Source organism: Burkholderia pyrrocinia, from assembly GCF_022809715.1.
GTDB lineage: Bacteria > Pseudomonadota > Gammaproteobacteria > Burkholderiales > Burkholderiaceae > Burkholderia > Burkholderia pyrrocinia_C.
The window spans coordinates 172,568-187,932 of the sequence record NZ_CP094459.1; the positions used below are offsets into that span (position 1 = coordinate 172,568).

The 15,365-nt window shown below is 69.2% G+C and carries 14 protein-coding genes and 2 riboswitches; of the genes, 4 read left to right on the forward strand and 10 right to left on the reverse strand.

Features of this window, described 5'->3' with window-relative positions; translation table 11 throughout:
* Positions 1-28: 28 nt before the first annotated feature.
* Both MRS60_RS00745 and MRS60_RS00750 read right to left on the reverse strand, forming a co-directional pair.
* Positions 29-1,123, reverse strand: a complete 1,095-nt coding sequence (locus MRS60_RS00745; protein ID WP_243565587.1) for a glycosyltransferase family 9 protein — start codon at positions 1,121-1,123, stop codon at positions 29-31.
* Positions 1,120-2,823, reverse strand: coding sequence for a thiamine pyrophosphate-binding protein (locus tag MRS60_RS00750; RefSeq protein ID WP_243565078.1), 1,704 nt, complete (start codon positions 2,821-2,823; stop codon positions 1,120-1,122). Before MRS60_RS00750 ends, MRS60_RS00745 begins: the two co-directional genes overlap by 4 nt.
* Before the next feature lie 276 nt (positions 2,824-3,099).
* On the opposite strand from MRS60_RS00750, the gene MRS60_RS00755 reads away from it, so the two are divergent.
* The 4 genes from MRS60_RS00755 (at position 3,100) to MRS60_RS00770 (ending at position 4,739) form a co-directional block, all read left to right on the forward strand.
* On the forward strand, positions 3,100-3,561 hold the full coding sequence (locus MRS60_RS00755) for a hypothetical protein (RefSeq protein WP_034183865.1): 462 nt from the start codon (positions 3,100-3,102) through the stop codon (positions 3,559-3,561).
* Complete coding sequence (locus tag MRS60_RS00760) at positions 3,558-3,842, forward strand: type II toxin-antitoxin system RelE/ParE family toxin (protein ID WP_175748245.1); 285 nt, start codon at positions 3,558-3,560, stop codon at positions 3,840-3,842. The genes MRS60_RS00755 and MRS60_RS00760 overlap by 4 nt, the downstream gene beginning before the upstream one ends.
* A gap of 250 nt (positions 3,843-4,092) precedes the next feature.
* A complete protein-coding gene (vapB, locus tag MRS60_RS00765; protein WP_243565079.1) occupies positions 4,093-4,329 on the forward strand; it encodes a type II toxin-antitoxin system VapB family antitoxin in 237 nt (78 codons plus the stop codon).
* Complete coding sequence (locus MRS60_RS00770; protein WP_034183868.1) at positions 4,329-4,739, forward strand: type II toxin-antitoxin system VapC family toxin; 411 nt, start codon at positions 4,329-4,331, stop codon at positions 4,737-4,739. Before vapB ends, MRS60_RS00770 begins: the two co-directional genes overlap by 1 nt.
* A gap of 58 nt (positions 4,740-4,797) precedes the next feature.
* Here the strand turns inward: MRS60_RS00770 and MRS60_RS00775 are convergent, their stop codons facing one another.
* The 8 genes from MRS60_RS00775 to MRS60_RS00810 form a co-directional block, all read right to left on the reverse strand.
* Positions 4,798-6,186 (reverse strand): L-serine ammonia-lyase, encoded by a 1,389-nt coding sequence (locus MRS60_RS00775; protein ID WP_217590123.1) that lies wholly within the window; start codon positions 6,184-6,186, stop codon positions 4,798-4,800.
* A 31-nt stretch (positions 6,187-6,217) separates the two neighbouring features.
* Entirely contained in the window at positions 6,218-7,354 is a 1,137-nt protein-coding gene (locus MRS60_RS00780) for an alginate lyase family protein (RefSeq protein WP_243565080.1), read from the reverse strand.
* Between the two features lie 151 nt (positions 7,355-7,505).
* Positions 7,506-10,433 carry an aminomethyl-transferring glycine dehydrogenase gene (gcvP, locus tag MRS60_RS00785; RefSeq protein ID WP_243565081.1) on the reverse strand — a complete coding sequence of 976 codons (2,928 nt, stop codon included), beginning with the start codon at positions 10,431-10,433 and terminating at the stop codon, positions 7,506-7,508.
* Between the two features lie 65 nt (positions 10,434-10,498).
* Entirely contained in the window at positions 10,499-10,879 is a 381-nt protein-coding gene (gcvH, locus tag MRS60_RS00790; RefSeq protein ID WP_034183871.1) for a glycine cleavage system protein GcvH, read from the reverse strand.
* A 117-nt stretch (positions 10,880-10,996) separates the two neighbouring features.
* The gene (gene gcvT / locus MRS60_RS00795; RefSeq protein WP_243565082.1) at positions 10,997-12,115 is read right to left on the reverse strand and encodes a glycine cleavage system aminomethyltransferase GcvT; all 1,119 of its coding nucleotides are present in this window, start codon (positions 12,113-12,115) and stop codon (positions 10,997-10,999) included.
* 84 nt (positions 12,116-12,199) lie between these two features.
* Positions 12,200-12,333, reverse strand: a riboswitch (glycine riboswitch).
* A 32-nt stretch (positions 12,334-12,365) separates the two neighbouring features.
* A riboswitch (glycine riboswitch) is annotated at positions 12,366-12,468 on the reverse strand.
* 114 nt (positions 12,469-12,582) lie between these two features.
* On the reverse strand, positions 12,583-12,945 hold the full coding sequence (locus MRS60_RS00800) for a hypothetical protein (protein ID WP_034183988.1): 363 nt from the start codon (positions 12,943-12,945) through the stop codon (positions 12,583-12,585).
* 157 nt (positions 12,946-13,102) lie between these two features.
* Positions 13,103-14,155 (reverse strand): oxidoreductase, encoded by a 1,053-nt coding sequence (locus tag MRS60_RS00805; protein ID WP_243565083.1) that lies wholly within the window; start codon positions 14,153-14,155, stop codon positions 13,103-13,105.
* Between the two features lie 233 nt (positions 14,156-14,388).
* On the reverse strand, positions 14,389-15,096 hold the full coding sequence (locus MRS60_RS00810) for an SGNH/GDSL hydrolase family protein (RefSeq protein WP_243565084.1): 708 nt from the start codon (positions 15,094-15,096) through the stop codon (positions 14,389-14,391).
* Positions 15,097-15,365 lie beyond the last annotated feature (269 nt).

Consider the following 15,365-nt stretch of genomic DNA (forward strand, 5'->3'; position numbering starts at 1 on the left):
TTCCGGCTGGCTGCCGCGCGCTGTTTTCTTATCCGGTGATCGCCGCCGCTTCGCGCGGCGCCGGCCACGCGAGCGCATCCCAGTCGATCGCGCGATACGTGGCCTCGACCGCCGCGAGATCGTCCGGCCGCTCGCTGCGATGCAGCCCGTGCAATTCGGCCGGCACGTCGAGCGCGACCGGCACGCAATGCGGATAGTCGCGCACGCGCAGCGCCGGCCCGATCGTCGTGAAACACGCGAGCGTCGGCACGTCGAAACCGTCGGCGAGATGCAGCGCGGCCGTGTCGGGCGCGAACAGCAGGCTGGCACCCTTGATCCATGCGATGAAGCGCGCGGTGTCGGTCGCGTCGCCGCTCACGTCGGTGTAGGCCGGATGCGCGACGGGGTCGAACCCGGCCACCGGCAGCCCGTAGCGTTGCGCGAGCCGTTCCACGAACGCCGCGCGTAGCGCGGGCGGCACGCTGCGCACCGCGGTGCTCGCATTCGGACAGAACAGCACGTACGGCCGCTGCCATGCGGCCGGCAGCGCGGGCAGCGGCAGCCGCGCGAGCCAGCGGTTGCGCTTCGCGGCGGCCGGCACGGCGGCCGGGTCGGCGCCGAGCGCGTCGAGGAAGAAATCGATCATCGGCAGCCGCGCGAACGCGGGCCAGTACAGGTGATTGCCGACGTCGATGCACGGCGCGTCCGCGGGCAGCGCGTCGACGGCGCACGGCAGCGTGCGCGACGGCGCGACGACGTCGGCCGCGAGCGCATACAGCGCGTCGACATAGCGCGGCGTGCGGGCCGGCCGGTACAGCGTGAAACGCAGGCCCGCGTGCGCCGCGCGCAGTGCGGCGAGCGCGGTCAGCCCGATCACCGAATCGCCGAGCGTGACGCCCATCCCGTTGATCACGTGCACATGCCGCGCGGCGTCGTAGTCGAGCCGGAATGGCCGATGCGCGGCATGCAGCAGGCCGAGCGCGGGCGCGGCAGGCACGTGGCCGACTGCGCGGGTGCTGCCGTGCTCGACGTCGTACGGCGCGACGAGCGTGCCGTCCGGCGCGAGCAGCGTGCCGGGGAGCACGAGCGCGTCGTCGTGCGACAGCGCGACGCCGGACGGCGCGGTGCGCGTTTCCACCGTTATCCGCCGCGCGCGCGGCGGCCCTGCTCGCGGATCTGTTCTAGCGTCGCGGCCGGCGTGCTGGCGTCCTGCGGGATGCGGATCTCGATCAGCGCCGGCAGCCCGCAGGTCAGTGCGCGCTCGAGCGCGGGCGCGAAATCGGCGGTGCGCTCGACCGTCTCGCCATGCGCGCCGAACGCGCGCGCATACGCGGCGAAATCGGGATTCGTGAGCCCCGTGCCGTGCACTCGGCCCGGGTAGTTGCGCTCCTGATGCATGCGGATCGTGCCGAAATGCCCGTTGTTGACGACGATCGCGACGATGTTCAGTCCGTACTGCATCGCGGTGGCAAGCTCGTTGCCGGCCATCATGAAGCAGCCGTCGCCCGCGAGCGCGACGACGGCCCGCGACGGGTACAGCGATTTCGCGGCGAGCGCGGCCGGGATGCCGTAGCCCATCGCGCCGCTCGTCGGCGCGAGCTGCGAGCGGAAGTGCCGGTACGCGAAGTGGCGATGCAGCCAGATCGCATAGTTGCCGGCGCCGTTGGTCAGGATCGCGTCGTGCGGCAGGCGCTCGCGCAACTGCACCATCACGTCGCCGAGCTGGACGTCGCCGGGCATCGGCAGCGGCGCATGCCATTCGCGGTACGCGCGATGCGCGTCGGCGGCCGTGCCGGCCCACGCGGGGTGATCGGGCGGTTCGAGCGCGGCGAGCGGCGCGGCGATCTCGGGCATCCCCGACACGATCGGCAGGTCGGCCGCATACACGCGGCCGAGCTCGTCCGCGCCCTGGTGCACGTGGATCAGCGTCTGGCGGGTCTTCGGGATGTCGAGCAGCGTGTAGCCGCCGGTCGTCGCTTCGCCGAGGCGCGGCCCGATCACGAGCAGCAGGTCGGCGTCGCGGATGCGCTTCGCGAGCGCCGGATTGATCCCGAGCCCGACGTCGCCCGCATAGTTCGGGTGCGCGTTGTCGATCGTGTCCTGATAGCGGAACGCGCACGCGACCGGCAGTTGCCAGCGCTCGACGAAGGTGCGCAGGTTCGCGCACGCGTCGGGTGTCCAGCCGCTGCCGCCGACGATCGCGAACGGCCGCTCCGCGCGCGCGAGCCGCTCGCGCAGTTCGTCGATCTGCGCGGCCGACGGCGCGGCGGCGACGCGTTTCGCGGCCGGCACGACGGGCTGCGGCGCGCACGCTTCGGACAGCACGTCTTCCGGCAGCGCGAGCACGACCGGGCCCGGACGGCCCGACATCGCGACGTGGAACGCGTGGCTCAGGTATTCGGGGATGCGGCGCGGGTCGTCGATCTGCGCGACCCATTTCGCCATCTGGCCGAACATCCGGCGGTAGTCGATTTCCTGGAAGGCTTCGCGGTCGAGGTGCTCGCGTGCGCACTGGCCGACGAACAGGATCATCGGCGTCGAATCCTGGAATGCGGTGTGCACGCCGATCGACGCATGCGTCGCGCCGGGCCCGCGCGTGACGAACGCGATGCCGGGGCGGCCCGTCAGCTTGCCGACGGCCTCGGCCATGTTCGCGGCGGCCGCCTCGTGGCGGCAGACGACCGTCTGGATGCGCGCGGTGTCGTCCGCCAGCGCATCGAGTACGGCGAGGAAACTCTCGCCCGGCACGCAGAACACGCGTTCGACGTGATTGGCGAGCAACGCATCGACGAGCAGTCGCGCACCGGTGGTGGCGCGCGGCTCGAGATCCTTGGAATGCGACATGGGCTGCCGTCTCCCTGGGTAGCGGGACGTACAGCTTACGCCTGTCGGCGGGGCCGTGAAAAGTGTCGGAACACGGAGTGATCCGGACGGCGCGTCGCCCGTGTTGGCCGGATGCGGTTGGCCGAAAGGGTGACTTGTGCGTGATCGCTCGAGCTACGGATGTCGAGGCGAATGCGGGTCTCGATCATCGATGCCGCACCTCCCAAGTAACAATAAAACGGGAGGCCATTCAATAGTAAAATTTCCCGGGATGACTAACGGTATCGAGAATCCATCATGGCAACCGAAACGATCGATCAAAAGACGCTCGTCCAGCTCGTCGAGGCCGGCGCCGTGCGCGCCGCGCGCGTGATCGGCTGCGGCAACGGCTGGGCCGTTTCGGCCCGTTGCGGCACAAGCGAACGGCTCCTGTCGGCCAAGCGCGGCGACGTGCGCGTGTTCCGCCGTTTTGAAACGCTGGTCGGGTTTCTGCGCGAAATAGGCATCAGCCGGTTCGATGTGGACGCGTCGGATTTCGACCCGGATGCAGCCGGCCGGGCGACCCGGCCCGATCGTGCGGCCGCGCTGAAAGCGGCCCATGAAGCGGCCGTCCACGACCGCTGGTTTCGCGAGCAGGTGCAGCAGGCGCTGGACGATCCGCGCCCGTCGATTCCCGATGCCGAGGTCAGCGCAGAGTTTGCGTCGCGCCGTGCCGCGCTGCGTCAACGGATCGCGGGCAAGCGGGGTAATGCTGCTTGACCCTCGCGCTGCATTGGCACCCGAAGGCGCGCGAGGACCGCGCCGCGATCATGGACTACATCGGCCGGGACGACCCGCTGGCCGCGCTCGAACTGGACGAGCGATTGGAGGAGCGGGCCGCGGCGTTGCCCGCGTGCGCCGAACTGTATCGGCAAGGGCGCGTGGCGGGCACACGCGAGCTGGTGGTCGCGCCGAACTACGTGCTCGTGTATCGCATCCGGCCGGCCGACAACATCGTGGAGATCCTCCGCGTATTGCATGCGCGGCGGCAATGGCCGTGATGCATCGCGCCGGGCTCGGTGCTCGACGCTATTCACCAAGTGTCGGAACGGGGCTGAATCAAGCCATCAAGCACCGGAGGAACATCATGACGGGAGGGGAAAGATGGAAGTGCCAGTGTTCGCTTACGGATCGAGGCACCGCCCATTGAGCATACCGCTGCCGAACGGATCGTCATGTACACACATGGATTTACATGATATCGGAAACGATCTAAAGTACATCCGACGTACATCCGGATCGGAGATCGACATGCATACCACCAGGGTATTTCGGAACGGCAACTCGCAGGCCGTACGGATTCCAGCAGACCTTGCTTATGAGCGTAGCGATATCGAGCTGGAAATCGAGCGGGTGGGTGACGAAATCCGTATTCGGCCTATGCGGCGGCCTCTGACCTGTGTGCTCGAGAAGTTTGCGAAATTCGGGCCGGATTTCATGTCCGAAGGACGCGGCGATCAGGAGCAGGCTGAGCGCGAGGGTCTGTGATGCCGCGCTACATGCTCGACACCAACATGTGCATCTATCTGATGAGGAATCAGCCGGAGCAGGTCGCAAGACGGTTTGCGCAGTGTTACACGGGGGACGTCGTGATGTCGGCGGTCACGTATGCCGAGCTCGAGTACGGTGTCGCGGTGTGCGCGAATCCTGACCGGGAGCGTCTAAATCTTGCCGCGCTGGTCGAGGATATTCCCGTTGCGCCGTTCGATGTGGCGGCTGCGCAAGCGTACGGTCCTGTTCGCGACGCGACCCGCGAACGGAAGAAGGATCATCTCGACAAGCTGATCGCGGCCCACGCTGTGTCGCTCGATGTCGTCCTCGTGACCAACAACGAGCGGGACTTCGCGAGCTATCCGGGGTTGCGACTGGAAAACTGGCTGAACGATTCGTGTCCGTGACTACGTCCGGCGGTAATGCGGGACGTCAATCCGCCTCGCGTTACCGTCGGACCCGGCATCAGCACTCGACGATATTCACCGCCAGCCCGCCGCGCGACGTTTCCTTGTACTTCGTCTTCATGTCGGCGCCCGTCTCGCGCATCGTCTTGATCACCGAGTCGAGCGACACGTAGTGCGAGCCGTCGCCGCGCAGCGCCATGCGCGCCGCGTTGACGGCCTTCACCGATGCCATCGCGTTGCGCTCGATGCACGGGATCTGCACCATCCCGCCGACCGGGTCGCAGGTGAGGCCGAGGTTGTGCTCCATGCCGATCTCGGCCGCGTTCTCGACCTGCTGCGGCGTGCCGCCGAGCACCGCTGCAAGCGCGCCGGCCGCCATCGAGCAGGCGACGCCCACTTCGCCCTGGCAGCCGACTTCCGCGCCCGAGATCGACGCGTTGAGCTTGTAGAGAATGCCGATCGCGGCGGCCGTCAGCAGGAAGTCGATCACGCCCTGCTCGTTCGCGCCGGGCGTGAAGCGCGTGTAGTAGTGCAGCACGGCCGGGATGATGCCGGCCGCGCCGTTGGTCGGCGCGGTGACGACCCGGCCGCCGGCCGCGTTTTCCTCGTTGACCGCGATCGCGTACAGGTTGATCCAGTCGATCATCGACAGCGGGTCCTGCAGCGCGCGCTCCGGGCTTCCCGTCAGCGTGCGGTACAGCTGCGGCGCGCGGCGCTTGACCTGGAACGGGCCGGGCAGGTTGCCGTCGGCATCGGGGTTGCCGATCCCGCAGCCGCGCGACACGCACGACTGCATCACGGCCCAGATCTTCAGCAGCCCGTCGCGCGTCTCTTCCTCGGTGTGCCACGCGCGCTCGTTTTCCCACATCAACTGCGCGATCGACTTGCCGGTCGACTCGGTCAGCGCGAGCAGCTCCGCGCCGGTGCGGAACGGGTGCGTCATCTGCTCGGCCGCGCTCAGCACCTTCGTGTTCGGCGCACCGGCCGTCACGACGAAACCGCCGCCGACCGACAGGTACGTGCGCTCGACCAGCACCGCGCCGTTCGCGTCGGACGCGCGCAGCTTCATCCCGTTCGGATGCTCGGGCAGCGCCTGGCGGTAGAACGCGATGTTCTCCTTCAGCACGAACGGCACCGGATGCGTGCCGAGCAGCGCGAGCTTCTTCGACTTGCGGACGTCTTCCAGCCGCGCGTCGATCGTGTCGGGATCGACGGTGTCGGGCGCGTCGCCGAGCAGGCCGAGCATCACGCCGCGGTCGGTGCCGTGGCCCTTGCCGGTGGCGCCGAGCGAGCCGTACAGCTCGACCTTCACGTGGGCCGTCGCATCGAGCTGCCCGTCGCGCTCGAGGCCCTGGACGAACATCAGCGCCGCGCGCATCGGTCCGACCGTATGCGAACTGGACGGACCGATGCCGATCTTGAAGAGGTCAAACACGCTGACTGCCATTTCGATACCTGCCTTGCTTATAAGAGTAGTGCTAGCGCGCCTGCAATGGCAGGCACGCGGCGAGCCATGCGGGCGGCGTCGGGGAAAGCTGCTGCGCGACGCGGGCATAGCGCCCGTCCAGCCGCGCGGCCAGATGAAAGAGTTCGGTGGCGTTTTTCGGGTCCCACTGCCCCGTGTAGCCCGGCAGGCCGGCCTCGCGGCGCTTCGCGTCGAACGGCACCGGCGAATTCACGAATTCCTCGTGGGTTTTCTCGCCGAGCGCGTACGGCACGAGCCAGTCGAGCGCGGCCGCGAGCGTCGCGCCGTTCGCGCCGCGCTCGCGCAGCCAGTTGCGGTTGAAGCGGCGCGCGGCGAGCGCAGCCGTCACCAGCGGCTGCAGGTCGTACACCGCGTAGTGCAGCGCATCGCGTTCCTCGAAGTCCCACGTCTTGCCGTCCGGGCCGATGTTGTCGGCGAGATGCTCGACGAACAGCCGCTGCGCGGCGTTCATCATCCTGCGGTCGCCGAGCGTGAACGCGGACAGCGCGATCAGCTTGATCCGGTGGCTCTGCCAGTTGTTGCGCCAGGTGCCGGTGAGCGGACGCTTCTGCGCATCGATCTGCGCGACATAGGCGGCGCCGAGCTTCGCGATGAACGCGGCCGTCGCGTTGCGGGTCTTCACCGGCAGCGCGCTCGCGGTCATGTCGTACGCGATGATCAGGCTTTCGAAGCGCGTCTCGTCGATCGGGTTGAAGCTCGGCTGGTAGGTCGCGACCCACGCGGACAGGAAGCGGTCGACGAGCTGCAGGTAGCGCGGCGCGTTCGTCACGCGCCAGGCGAGCGCCGCGTCGCGCATCAGGTCCATGTCCTTCAGCGCGGCGGCGCTCTGGTCGTAGATGCCTTCGTGCGGCAGCGTGCCCTCGGTGTGCACGCGCGGCATCGCCTTCGGCTGCTCGCCGATGCGCGCGTCGACGCTGCGGATCAGCGCCTGCACGCCCGGCTCGGCCTGGGTCGTCTCGCTCGCCTGCAGTGCCGGCGCCGCGCAGAAATTCATCGCCGCGCGCGCGCTGCCGGCCGCGCCGAGGCCGGCAGCGGCGAACGACAGCGACGCGACGAGCATCGGCACGAACCGGCGCGTGCGCGGCCGCTTCTGCGTTGCACCATGGCCCGGAAACATCGGACGCACCATGCGGAACTCCTTCATTGGCTGGATCGCGTGTGATGTTAGCCGGATTGGCGGACGAACGCGCACCGGTTCCGGCGGCGAACGCAAAAACCGCACGCAACACGGAGTTGCGTGCGGTGCGATCACCATCGGACGGCTCGGGGCCTGGCGCGCGTTATGCGTATTCCGACATCGGCACGCACGAGCAGAACAGGTTGCGGTCGCCGTACGCATTGTCCGCGCGGCCGACCGGCGGCCAGTACTTGTTCGTGCCGAGCGATGCGACCGGGTACGCAGCCTGCTCGCGCGAGTACGCGTGCGGCCATTCGTTCGCGGTGACGACGGCCGCCGTGTGCGGCGCGTGACGCAGCGGGTTGTCCTCGCGGTCGGCGCGGCCTTCCTCGACCGCGCGGATTTCCTCGCGGATCGCGATCATCGCGGCGATGAAGCGGTCGAGTTCTTCCTGCGATTCCGATTCGGTCGGCTCGACCATCAGCGTGCCCGGCACCGGGAAGCTCATCGTCGGCGCGTGGAAGCCGTAGTCCATCAGGCGCTTCGCGACGTCGTCGACGCTGATGCCGCTCGAATCCTTGATCGGACGCAGGTCGAGAATGCATTCGTGCGCGACCAGCCCGCCCGGGCCCGAGTACAGCACCGGGTAGTGCGGCGCGAGGCGCTTCGCGATGTAGTTCGCGTTGAGGATCGCGGTTTCCGTCGCGGCGGTCAGGTTCTTCGCGCCCATCATCGCGATGTACATCCACGAGATCGGCAGGATCGACGCCGAGCCGTACGGGGCGGCCGACACCGCGCCGATGCCGTTTTCGTCGCGCGCGTAGCCGGTCGAACGCTGGTTCGGCAGGAACTTCGCGAGGTGCGCGCCGACCGCGACCGGGCCGACGCCCGGGCCGCCGCCGCCGTGCGGGATGCAGAAGGTCTTGTGCAGGTTCAGGTGCGACACGTCGCCGCCGAACTGGCCCGGCGCGGTCAGGCCGACCATCGCGTTCATGTTCGCGCCGTCGACGTACACCTGGCCGCCGTGCGCATGCACGATCTCGCAGATCTCGCGGACGTTCTGCTCGAACACGCCGTGCGTCGACGGATACGTGATCATGATCGCCGCGAGGTCCTTCGAGTGCTGCTCGGCCTTCGCCTTCAGGTCGGCGATGTCGACGTTGCCCTGCGCGTCGCAGGCGACGACCACGACCTTCATGCCGGCCATGTGCGCGGATGCCGGGTTCGTGCCGTGCGCGGACGCCGGGATCAGGCACACGTCGCGGTGGGCTTCGCCGCGCGATGCGTGGTACGCGTGGATGATCAGCAGGCCCGCGTACTCGCCCTGCGAGCCAGCGTTCGGCTGCAGCGACACGGCCGCGTAGCCGGTGGCCGCGACGAGCATCTGCTCGAGCTGGTCGATCATCTCGCGGTAGCCGACGGTCTGGTCGGCCGGCGCGAACGGGTGGATGCCGCCGAACTCGGGCCACGTGACGGGCAGCATTTCCGACGTCGCGTTCAGCTTCATCGTGCACGAGCCGAGCGGGATCATCGAGCGGTCGAGCGCGAGATCCTTGTCCGACAGGCTGCGCAGGTAGCGCAGCATTTCGGTTTCGGAATGGTGGCGGTTGAACACGTGGTGCGTCAGGTACGCGCTCGTGCGGTCGAGGCCGGCCGGCAGCGCGGCGACGCCGGCGAGGCCTGCGTCCAGCGCGTCGACGGCCGGCGCGGTGCCGCCTGCGGCCTGCGCGAACACGGTGAGGAGATCGGCGAGGTCGTCGCGCGTCGTCGTTTCGTCGACCGACACGCCGACTTGCGTGTCGCTCACGCGGCGCAGGTTGATGCGCTTCGCCTTCGCGAATTCGTGAACCTGCGCGGTGCGCGCGCCGGTGTCGATCGTCAGCGTGTCGAAGAACGTGTCGTTGACGGTCGCGAAGCCGAGCTGCTTCACGCCGGCGGCGAACAGCGCCGCGATGCGGTTCACGCGCAGCGCGATCGTCTTCAGCCCGTGCGGGCCGTGGTAGACCGCGTACATGCTGGCCATGATCGCGAGCAGCGCCTGCGCGGTACACACGTTCGACGTCGCCTTCTCGCGGCGGATGTGCTGTTCGCGGGTTTGCAGCGCGAGGCGCAGCGCGGGCTTGCCCTGCGCGTCGACCGTCACGCCGACGAGGCGGCCCGGCATCTGGCGCTTGAATTCATCGCGCACCGCGAGATACGCGGCGTGCGGGCCGCCGAAGCCCATCGGCACACCGAAGCGCTGCGTGTTGCCGATCGCGACGTCCGCGCCCCATTCGCCGGGCGGCGTCAGCACGGTGAGCGCGAGCAGGTCGGCCGCGACGACCACGTGGCCGCCGGCCGCGTGGATCGCTTCGGTGAGTGCGCGGTAGTCGCGCACGTCGCCGTTCACGCCCGGGTATTGCAGCAGCACGCCGAACGCGTTCGCCTGTGCCGCGTCGGCGGCCGGGCCCGTCTTGATCTCGATGCCGATCGGCAGCGCGCGCGTGCGGATCACTTCGAGCGTCTGCGGCAGCACGTCGTCGGCGACGTAGAACACGTTCGACGCCGGCTTGCCGGTGCGCTGCAGCAGCGTCATCGCTTCGGCCGCGGCGGTCGCTTCATCGAGCAGCGACGCGTTCGAGATCGCGAGGCCCGTGAGGTCGGTCACCATCTGCTGGAAGTTCAGGAGCGCCTCGAGGCGGCCCTGGGAAATTTCGGGCTGGTACGGCGTGTAGGCCGTGTACCACGCCGGGTTTTCGAGCACGTTGCGCAGGATCACCGCCGGCGTGTGCGTGTCGTGGTAACCCTGGCCGATATACGAGCGGAACACCTGGTTCTTGTCCGCGAGAACCCGCAGCGCGGCGAGGGCTTCGGCCTCGCTCTTCGGCTGCGCGAACGGGCCGAGCGGCAGCGTTTCGGCGCGGCGGATCGAGGCCGGGATCACGGCGTCCATCAGGGCGGCGCGCGACGCGAAGCCGAGCGTATCGAGCATGGCCTGCTGGCTGGCGGCGTCGGGGCCGATATGGCGTTCGGCGAACGCGTCGTGCGTTTCGAGCGCGGCGAGCGAGAGGGGCGTGCGGTTCATCAGGCGGTCCGGGTGTTCGAGCTTCATGGCGTGACTCTGGTCCCGCGCGGGACGGGGCGGCTGGCCGGCCCCGCGCGGTTCGGGTAAGGAAATTAGTCGATCAGCTTGGTGTAGGCGGCAGCGTCGATCAGCTTGTCGGTCGATGCGCCGGCCGCGAGCTTGATCTTGAAGAGCCAGCTCGCGTACGCGTCGCCGTTGACCTGATCCGGCGCGTCGACGATCGCGCCATTGACTTCGACGATCTCGCCGGACACCGGCGAGTAGATGTCGGATGCAGCCTTCACCGATTCGACGACGCCGACCGCGTCGCCCGCGGTCACCGACTTGCCGACTTCGGGCAGTTCGAGGAAGACGATGTCGCCGAGCGTGCTCTGCGCGTGATCGGTGATGCCGACCGTCAGCGTGCCGTCTGCTTCGGTGCGGATCCACTCGTGTTCGTCGGTGTATTTCAGATCGGCCGGGACGTTGCTCATCGGATGCTCCTGGATAAAAGGGTGTGATTCGTTCTGCTGGCGTGCCGCCGGGGCGCGCCGGATGTGGTTTGCGCCGGGCGCCATCTCCCGGCTTCCCGGGAGGAGGCCCCCCGGCCGTTACGCAGCGAGGACCTTGCCGTTGCGCACGAACGGCAGTTTTACCACGCGCGCGGGAAGATTCTTGTCGCGAATTTGCACCTGGACCGTGTCGCCGACCTGGACGGCCGCCGGCACGCGTGCGAACGCGATCGATTCCTGCATCGACGGCGAGAACGTGCCGCTCGTGATCTCGCCTTCGCCGTGCGGCGTGACGACCTTCTGGTGTGCGCGCAGCACGCCGCCCGCCTTGCCGTTTTCCTTCTGCAGGATCAGGCCGACGAACGCGGCGCGCGTGCCGTCGCGTTCGAGCGCGGCGCGGCCGATGAAGTCGCGCGGCGCGGTGAGGTCGACCGTCCACGCGAGGCCCGCGTCGAGCGGCGACACGGTGTCGTCCATGTCCTGGCCGTACAGGTTCATGCCGGCCTCGAGGCGCAACGTGTCGCGCGCGCCGAGCCCGCACGGGCGCACGCCGTTTTGCTGCAGTGCGTTCCACAGCGCTACGACGTGCACGGCCGGGACGATCACCTCGAAGCCGTCTTCACCGGTATAGCCGGTGCGCGCGACGGTGAGATCGCCGAACGGCGTGCCGGCGACCTGCGCGGCGTTGAACGGCTTCAGCTCGCTCGTCGCGGCGCGCGCGGCGGGCACCGTCGTCCAGACCTTTTCGCGGGCGTTCGGGCCCTGAACGGCGACGATCGCGAAATCGCGGCGCGGCGCGATCGTGAGGCCGTAGCCGCCTTGCTCGTTGAGCGTGTTGAACCACGCGATGTCTTTCTCGGCGGTGCCGGCATTGACGACGACGCGGAAGAAATCTTCGGTGAAGTAATAGACGATCAGGTCGTCGACGACGCCGCCCTGCGGATTGAGCAGGCACGTGTAGAGCGCCTTGCCGGGCGTCTTCAGCTTGCCGACGTTGTTCGCGATCGCGTGCTCGAAGAACGCGCGCACGCGGCTGCCGGTGAAATCGACGACGCACATGTGCGACACGTCGAACATGCCGGCGTCGGTGCGCACGGCTTCGTGTTCTTCGATCTGCGAGCCGTAGTTGACGGGCATGTCCCAGCCGCCGAAGTCGACCATGCGGGCATTGAGCGCGCGGTGCGCGGCGTTGAGCGGGGTGTGATTCAGTGCAGTCATCGAGGCCTCAGGCAAGGCGCTTGCGCGCGGATCAGAACGGCCATGTGCCGACCACCGCGGCCGACGGGCTGCGAGCGATCCGGTACATGCCCCTCTGTCCTCGATACCTGAGAGATTGCGCCGCGGGCAAAGCCCGGCGAGCGCGCGCCCCTTCGGTGGGCAGCTTGCCCGCGCAGCATGTGCGCAGCGGGCTACTGCCGCTCTCCAGAGTGCGGGGAGTGCGGCCCGCGCAATGCGCGGACGGGATTCCCCGACGCGGTCGGTCCTTTTGCCTGAGAGTTTGCGGGTGTGCCCCTTCGGCGGCGCGACCGGCGTTGCAGCAACGCGGTCACACGCTCTCCCGACGCGTGCGGGCGACTGTACGCGAGCGGGTGGGCCTTGTCAATTTGGGCAAAAAAATGTCGCTTCACGACAAGCGGCGGCAACCGGTGCCGCCGCTTTTTTCCACTCCGGCGGGCGCCGGCGCGTTACTCGCCGATCGCGCGCGCGGCCGTGTCGAGTTCCTGGTTCAGCACGCGCTGCTCGTCGCCGGACAGGCCGCCGCTGTGCTGCGCGGCCATGTCGTTCGCTTCCTGGCGGATCACGTCGAGGCGGTGGTGAAGCTGCGCGCCGTACGGCGGCGGATAGTAGCCGCCGTTCACGCGCGCATCGATGCGGCGGTGCAGGTTGTCGATCCGGCCCTGGATCTGTTGCGCCCGTTCGTTCGCGACGACCTGTGGATTCGGCCGCGGCGGGGGCGCCTGACGGACCGGCTGCTGCGGCTGCACGATACAGGCCGCGAGCGAGGAAACCAGCACGCAGCACACTGCTGCGCGAATCAACCGTTGCATCAACATTCTCCTGACGGATTGGTGTCGGATCGACTTTTTTGAGAAACGCGTCAGACACGTGTACCGCTGACTTTCGTTCCCGCGGCATTTGTAACCGAATGTTCCGGTTGCCCCGGTACACGCGTGCCGGCCGGCTGCAACCGGCCAGCGCGCGGTGTCAGACCATGCGGCGCACGAACGGCAGCCGGCGGCCGTCGTGCTCGCTCTGCGCGGCGAGCTCGATGATCGTCATCACGTCGACGGCGTCCTGCGCGGTGACGGGGAACGGCGCGCCGTCGCGGATCGACGCGGCGAGCGCGCGGTAGAACTCCGCGTACTGGCCGTCGAGCGTCGGCACCGGGCGCTCGACTTCGATTTCGCCGTCGAGCACGCGCAACAGGCCGGGCGGGTTGCCGCCGCCGAACTCGACGTCGTCCGCGGTGAGGCCGGCCTTGAGCTGGTCTTCCTGCGTGTCGAGCCCGAACTTCTGGTAGCTGCCGCGCGTACCGTGCAGCGTGAAGCGCGCGGGTTCGATCGCCGACAGCGCGCTCGCGTGCAACGCAACGTCCTTGTCCGGATAGCCGAGCAGCAGGTGCACGAAATCGGGCGCCGTGCCGTTGTCGCGGCGCGTCTTGACGGTCGCGCTCACTGTTTCCGGCACGCCGAACAGCGCGAGCGCCTGGTCGATCAGGTGCGGGCCGAGGTCGAGCAGCAGGCCGCCGCCGCGGGCGGGCTCCTCGCGCCAGCGCGTGCGCGGCGTCGGCCGGAAGCGGTCGAAGTGCGACGCGAAGTAGGTGAGCCGGCCGAGCTCGCCCGATTCGATGACACGGCGCACGGTCAGGAAATCGCCGTCCCAGCGGCGGTTGTGGAACGGCGCGAACAGCCGGCTGCGCGCGTTCGCGAGCCGCGCGAGCGCAAGTGCTTCGTCGGCGGTGAGCGTGACCGGCTTGTCGACGACCACGTGACGGCCGGCTTCGAGCACCTGGCGTGCGAGCGCGAAGTGCGTGTCGTTCGGCGTGGCGATCACCACGCACTCGATGTCGTCGAGGCCGAGCAGCGTGTCGAGGTCGGGGACGACGCGCGCGCCCGGATACGCGGCCCGTGCGCGATCGGGCTGGCCCGTCGCGATCGCGGCGACTTCAGTGCGGCCGCTCGTGGCGATCACGGGCGCGTGGAACGTCGCGCCGGCGAAACCGAAACCCATCAAACCAATCCTGAGCAATGACGACATGGCAATTCCTGGCTGCGAAGGAAATTAAAGGATGGCGCGCCGAGGCGGCGCGAAGACGACCGGCTATTTTGGCATGGCGCCGCCGCTCGTACTGGCGCGTTGGGCGAAATGCGCGGAGAGACGCGGCGCATGCGCAAAGGAAGCCGGCATTTGCGCGAGACCGCGCACCGTGCGCGCGTGGCTGCCTGCCCGGCTTCGCGGTAAACGGCGCGTCGCGCGGGCGCTGAGCCGTGTCATGCGGCCGCCCGCTGCCGCACGGCGGCCGCGACCTGTGCGGCCCACACGGCGCATGCGGCTGCGCCGGGGTGGAAGCCGTCCGCGGCCATCAGGTGGCGCTCGAGCGGCAGCGCGACCCGCAGGAACGTGCAATGCGGCTGCGCGGCGGCCCAGCCGGCGAGCGCCGCGTTGAGCCGTTTCGCGCGCAGCCCGAGATACCACGCGAGCGGCTGCGGCAGCGCCGGAAAGCGTTCCATCGGCGGTACTGCCGACAGGATCACGTGCCCGACCCGGAAGCGCCCGGCGAGCGTCCGGACGAGTTCTGCCTGCGCCGCCTGCCAGCGCGCCGGCGGCACGCCGCCCGTCACGTCGTTGACGCCGAGCGACGTCACGGCCACGTCGAACGGCTCGGCCGGCTCGGCAGCGAGCCAGTCGACGAGATCCCGGGTGGTCAGGCCCGTGCGTGCGAGCAGCTTCCAGCTCACGCGGTGCGTGGCCGCCAGTTCGCTCGCCAGTTGCCCGGACAGCGCGTCGCGCTGCGTCGCGACGCCGACGCCCGCGGCGGCCGAATCGCCGACCACCAGCACGCGCAGCGGCGGGCCGTCGCCGGCCACGCCGTCGCGCGGGCCGGCCGCCTCGGGCAGCCGCGGCGTGACGCGCCGCACGTAGCGCCCCTGTGCGAACAGCAGCGGGCCGAGGGCGGCGGTGGCGAGCGGGTATCCCATGGTGTCGATCCGGTGGTGTTTCAGACGTTTCAAGCGGTTCAGGCGGGCCCGGCACGGGGCGCCGCCGGTGTGTGCGTATTGTGGCCGATCGGTGCGCGAACGGGGCCGGATTGGCCGGACGGACGGGGTGCGACCGGCCGATCCGCCCGCACGGCCCCGTCCGGCGGCGCTCCCGAAATACGCGCCGCCGACGTGTTAACATGCGCGTCCTGCCCGCGTGTCCGCCTGCTTCGCCAGCCTGCCGCGCACGGCATCCTCCCGGCGTTCCG

Bases quoted from the DNA above. Each gene is read 5' to 3' on its own strand.
- MRS60_RS00750 (WP_243565078.1), bottom strand. From the start codon at position 2,823: ATGTCGCATTCCAAGGATCTCGAGCCGCGCGCCACCACCGGTGCGCGA.
- MRS60_RS00755 (WP_034183865.1), top strand. From the start codon at position 3,100: ATGGCAACCGAAACGATCGATCAAAAGACGCTCGTCCAGCTCGTCGAG.
- vapB (WP_243565079.1), top strand. From the start codon at position 4,093: ATGCATACCACCAGGGTATTTCGGAACGGCAACTCGCAGGCCGTACGG.
- MRS60_RS00770 (WP_034183868.1), top strand. From the start codon at position 4,329: ATGCCGCGCTACATGCTCGACACCAACATGTGCATCTATCTGATGAGG.
- MRS60_RS00775 (WP_217590123.1), bottom strand. From the start codon at position 6,186: ATGGCAGTCAGCGTGTTTGACCTCTTCAAGATCGGCATCGGTCCGTCC.
- MRS60_RS00780 (WP_243565080.1), bottom strand. From the start codon at position 7,354: ATGGTGCGTCCGATGTTTCCGGGCCATGGTGCAACGCAGAAGCGGCCG.
- gcvP (WP_243565081.1), bottom strand. From the start codon at position 10,433: ATGAAGCTCGAACACCCGGACCGCCTGATGAACCGCACGCCCCTCTCG.
- gcvH (WP_034183871.1), bottom strand. From the start codon at position 10,879: ATGAGCAACGTCCCGGCCGATCTGAAATACACCGACGAACACGAGTGG.
- gcvT (WP_243565082.1), bottom strand. From the start codon at position 12,115: ATGACTGCACTGAATCACACCCCGCTCAACGCCGCGCACCGCGCGCTC.
- MRS60_RS00800 (WP_034183988.1), bottom strand. From the start codon at position 12,945: ATGCAACGGTTGATTCGCGCAGCAGTGTGCTGCGTGCTGGTTTCCTCG.
- MRS60_RS00805 (WP_243565083.1), bottom strand. From the start codon at position 14,155: ATGTCGTCATTGCTCAGGATTGGTTTGATGGGTTTCGGTTTCGCCGGC.
- MRS60_RS00810 (WP_243565084.1), bottom strand. From the start codon at position 15,096: ATGGGATACCCGCTCGCCACCGCCGCCCTCGGCCCGCTGCTGTTCGCA.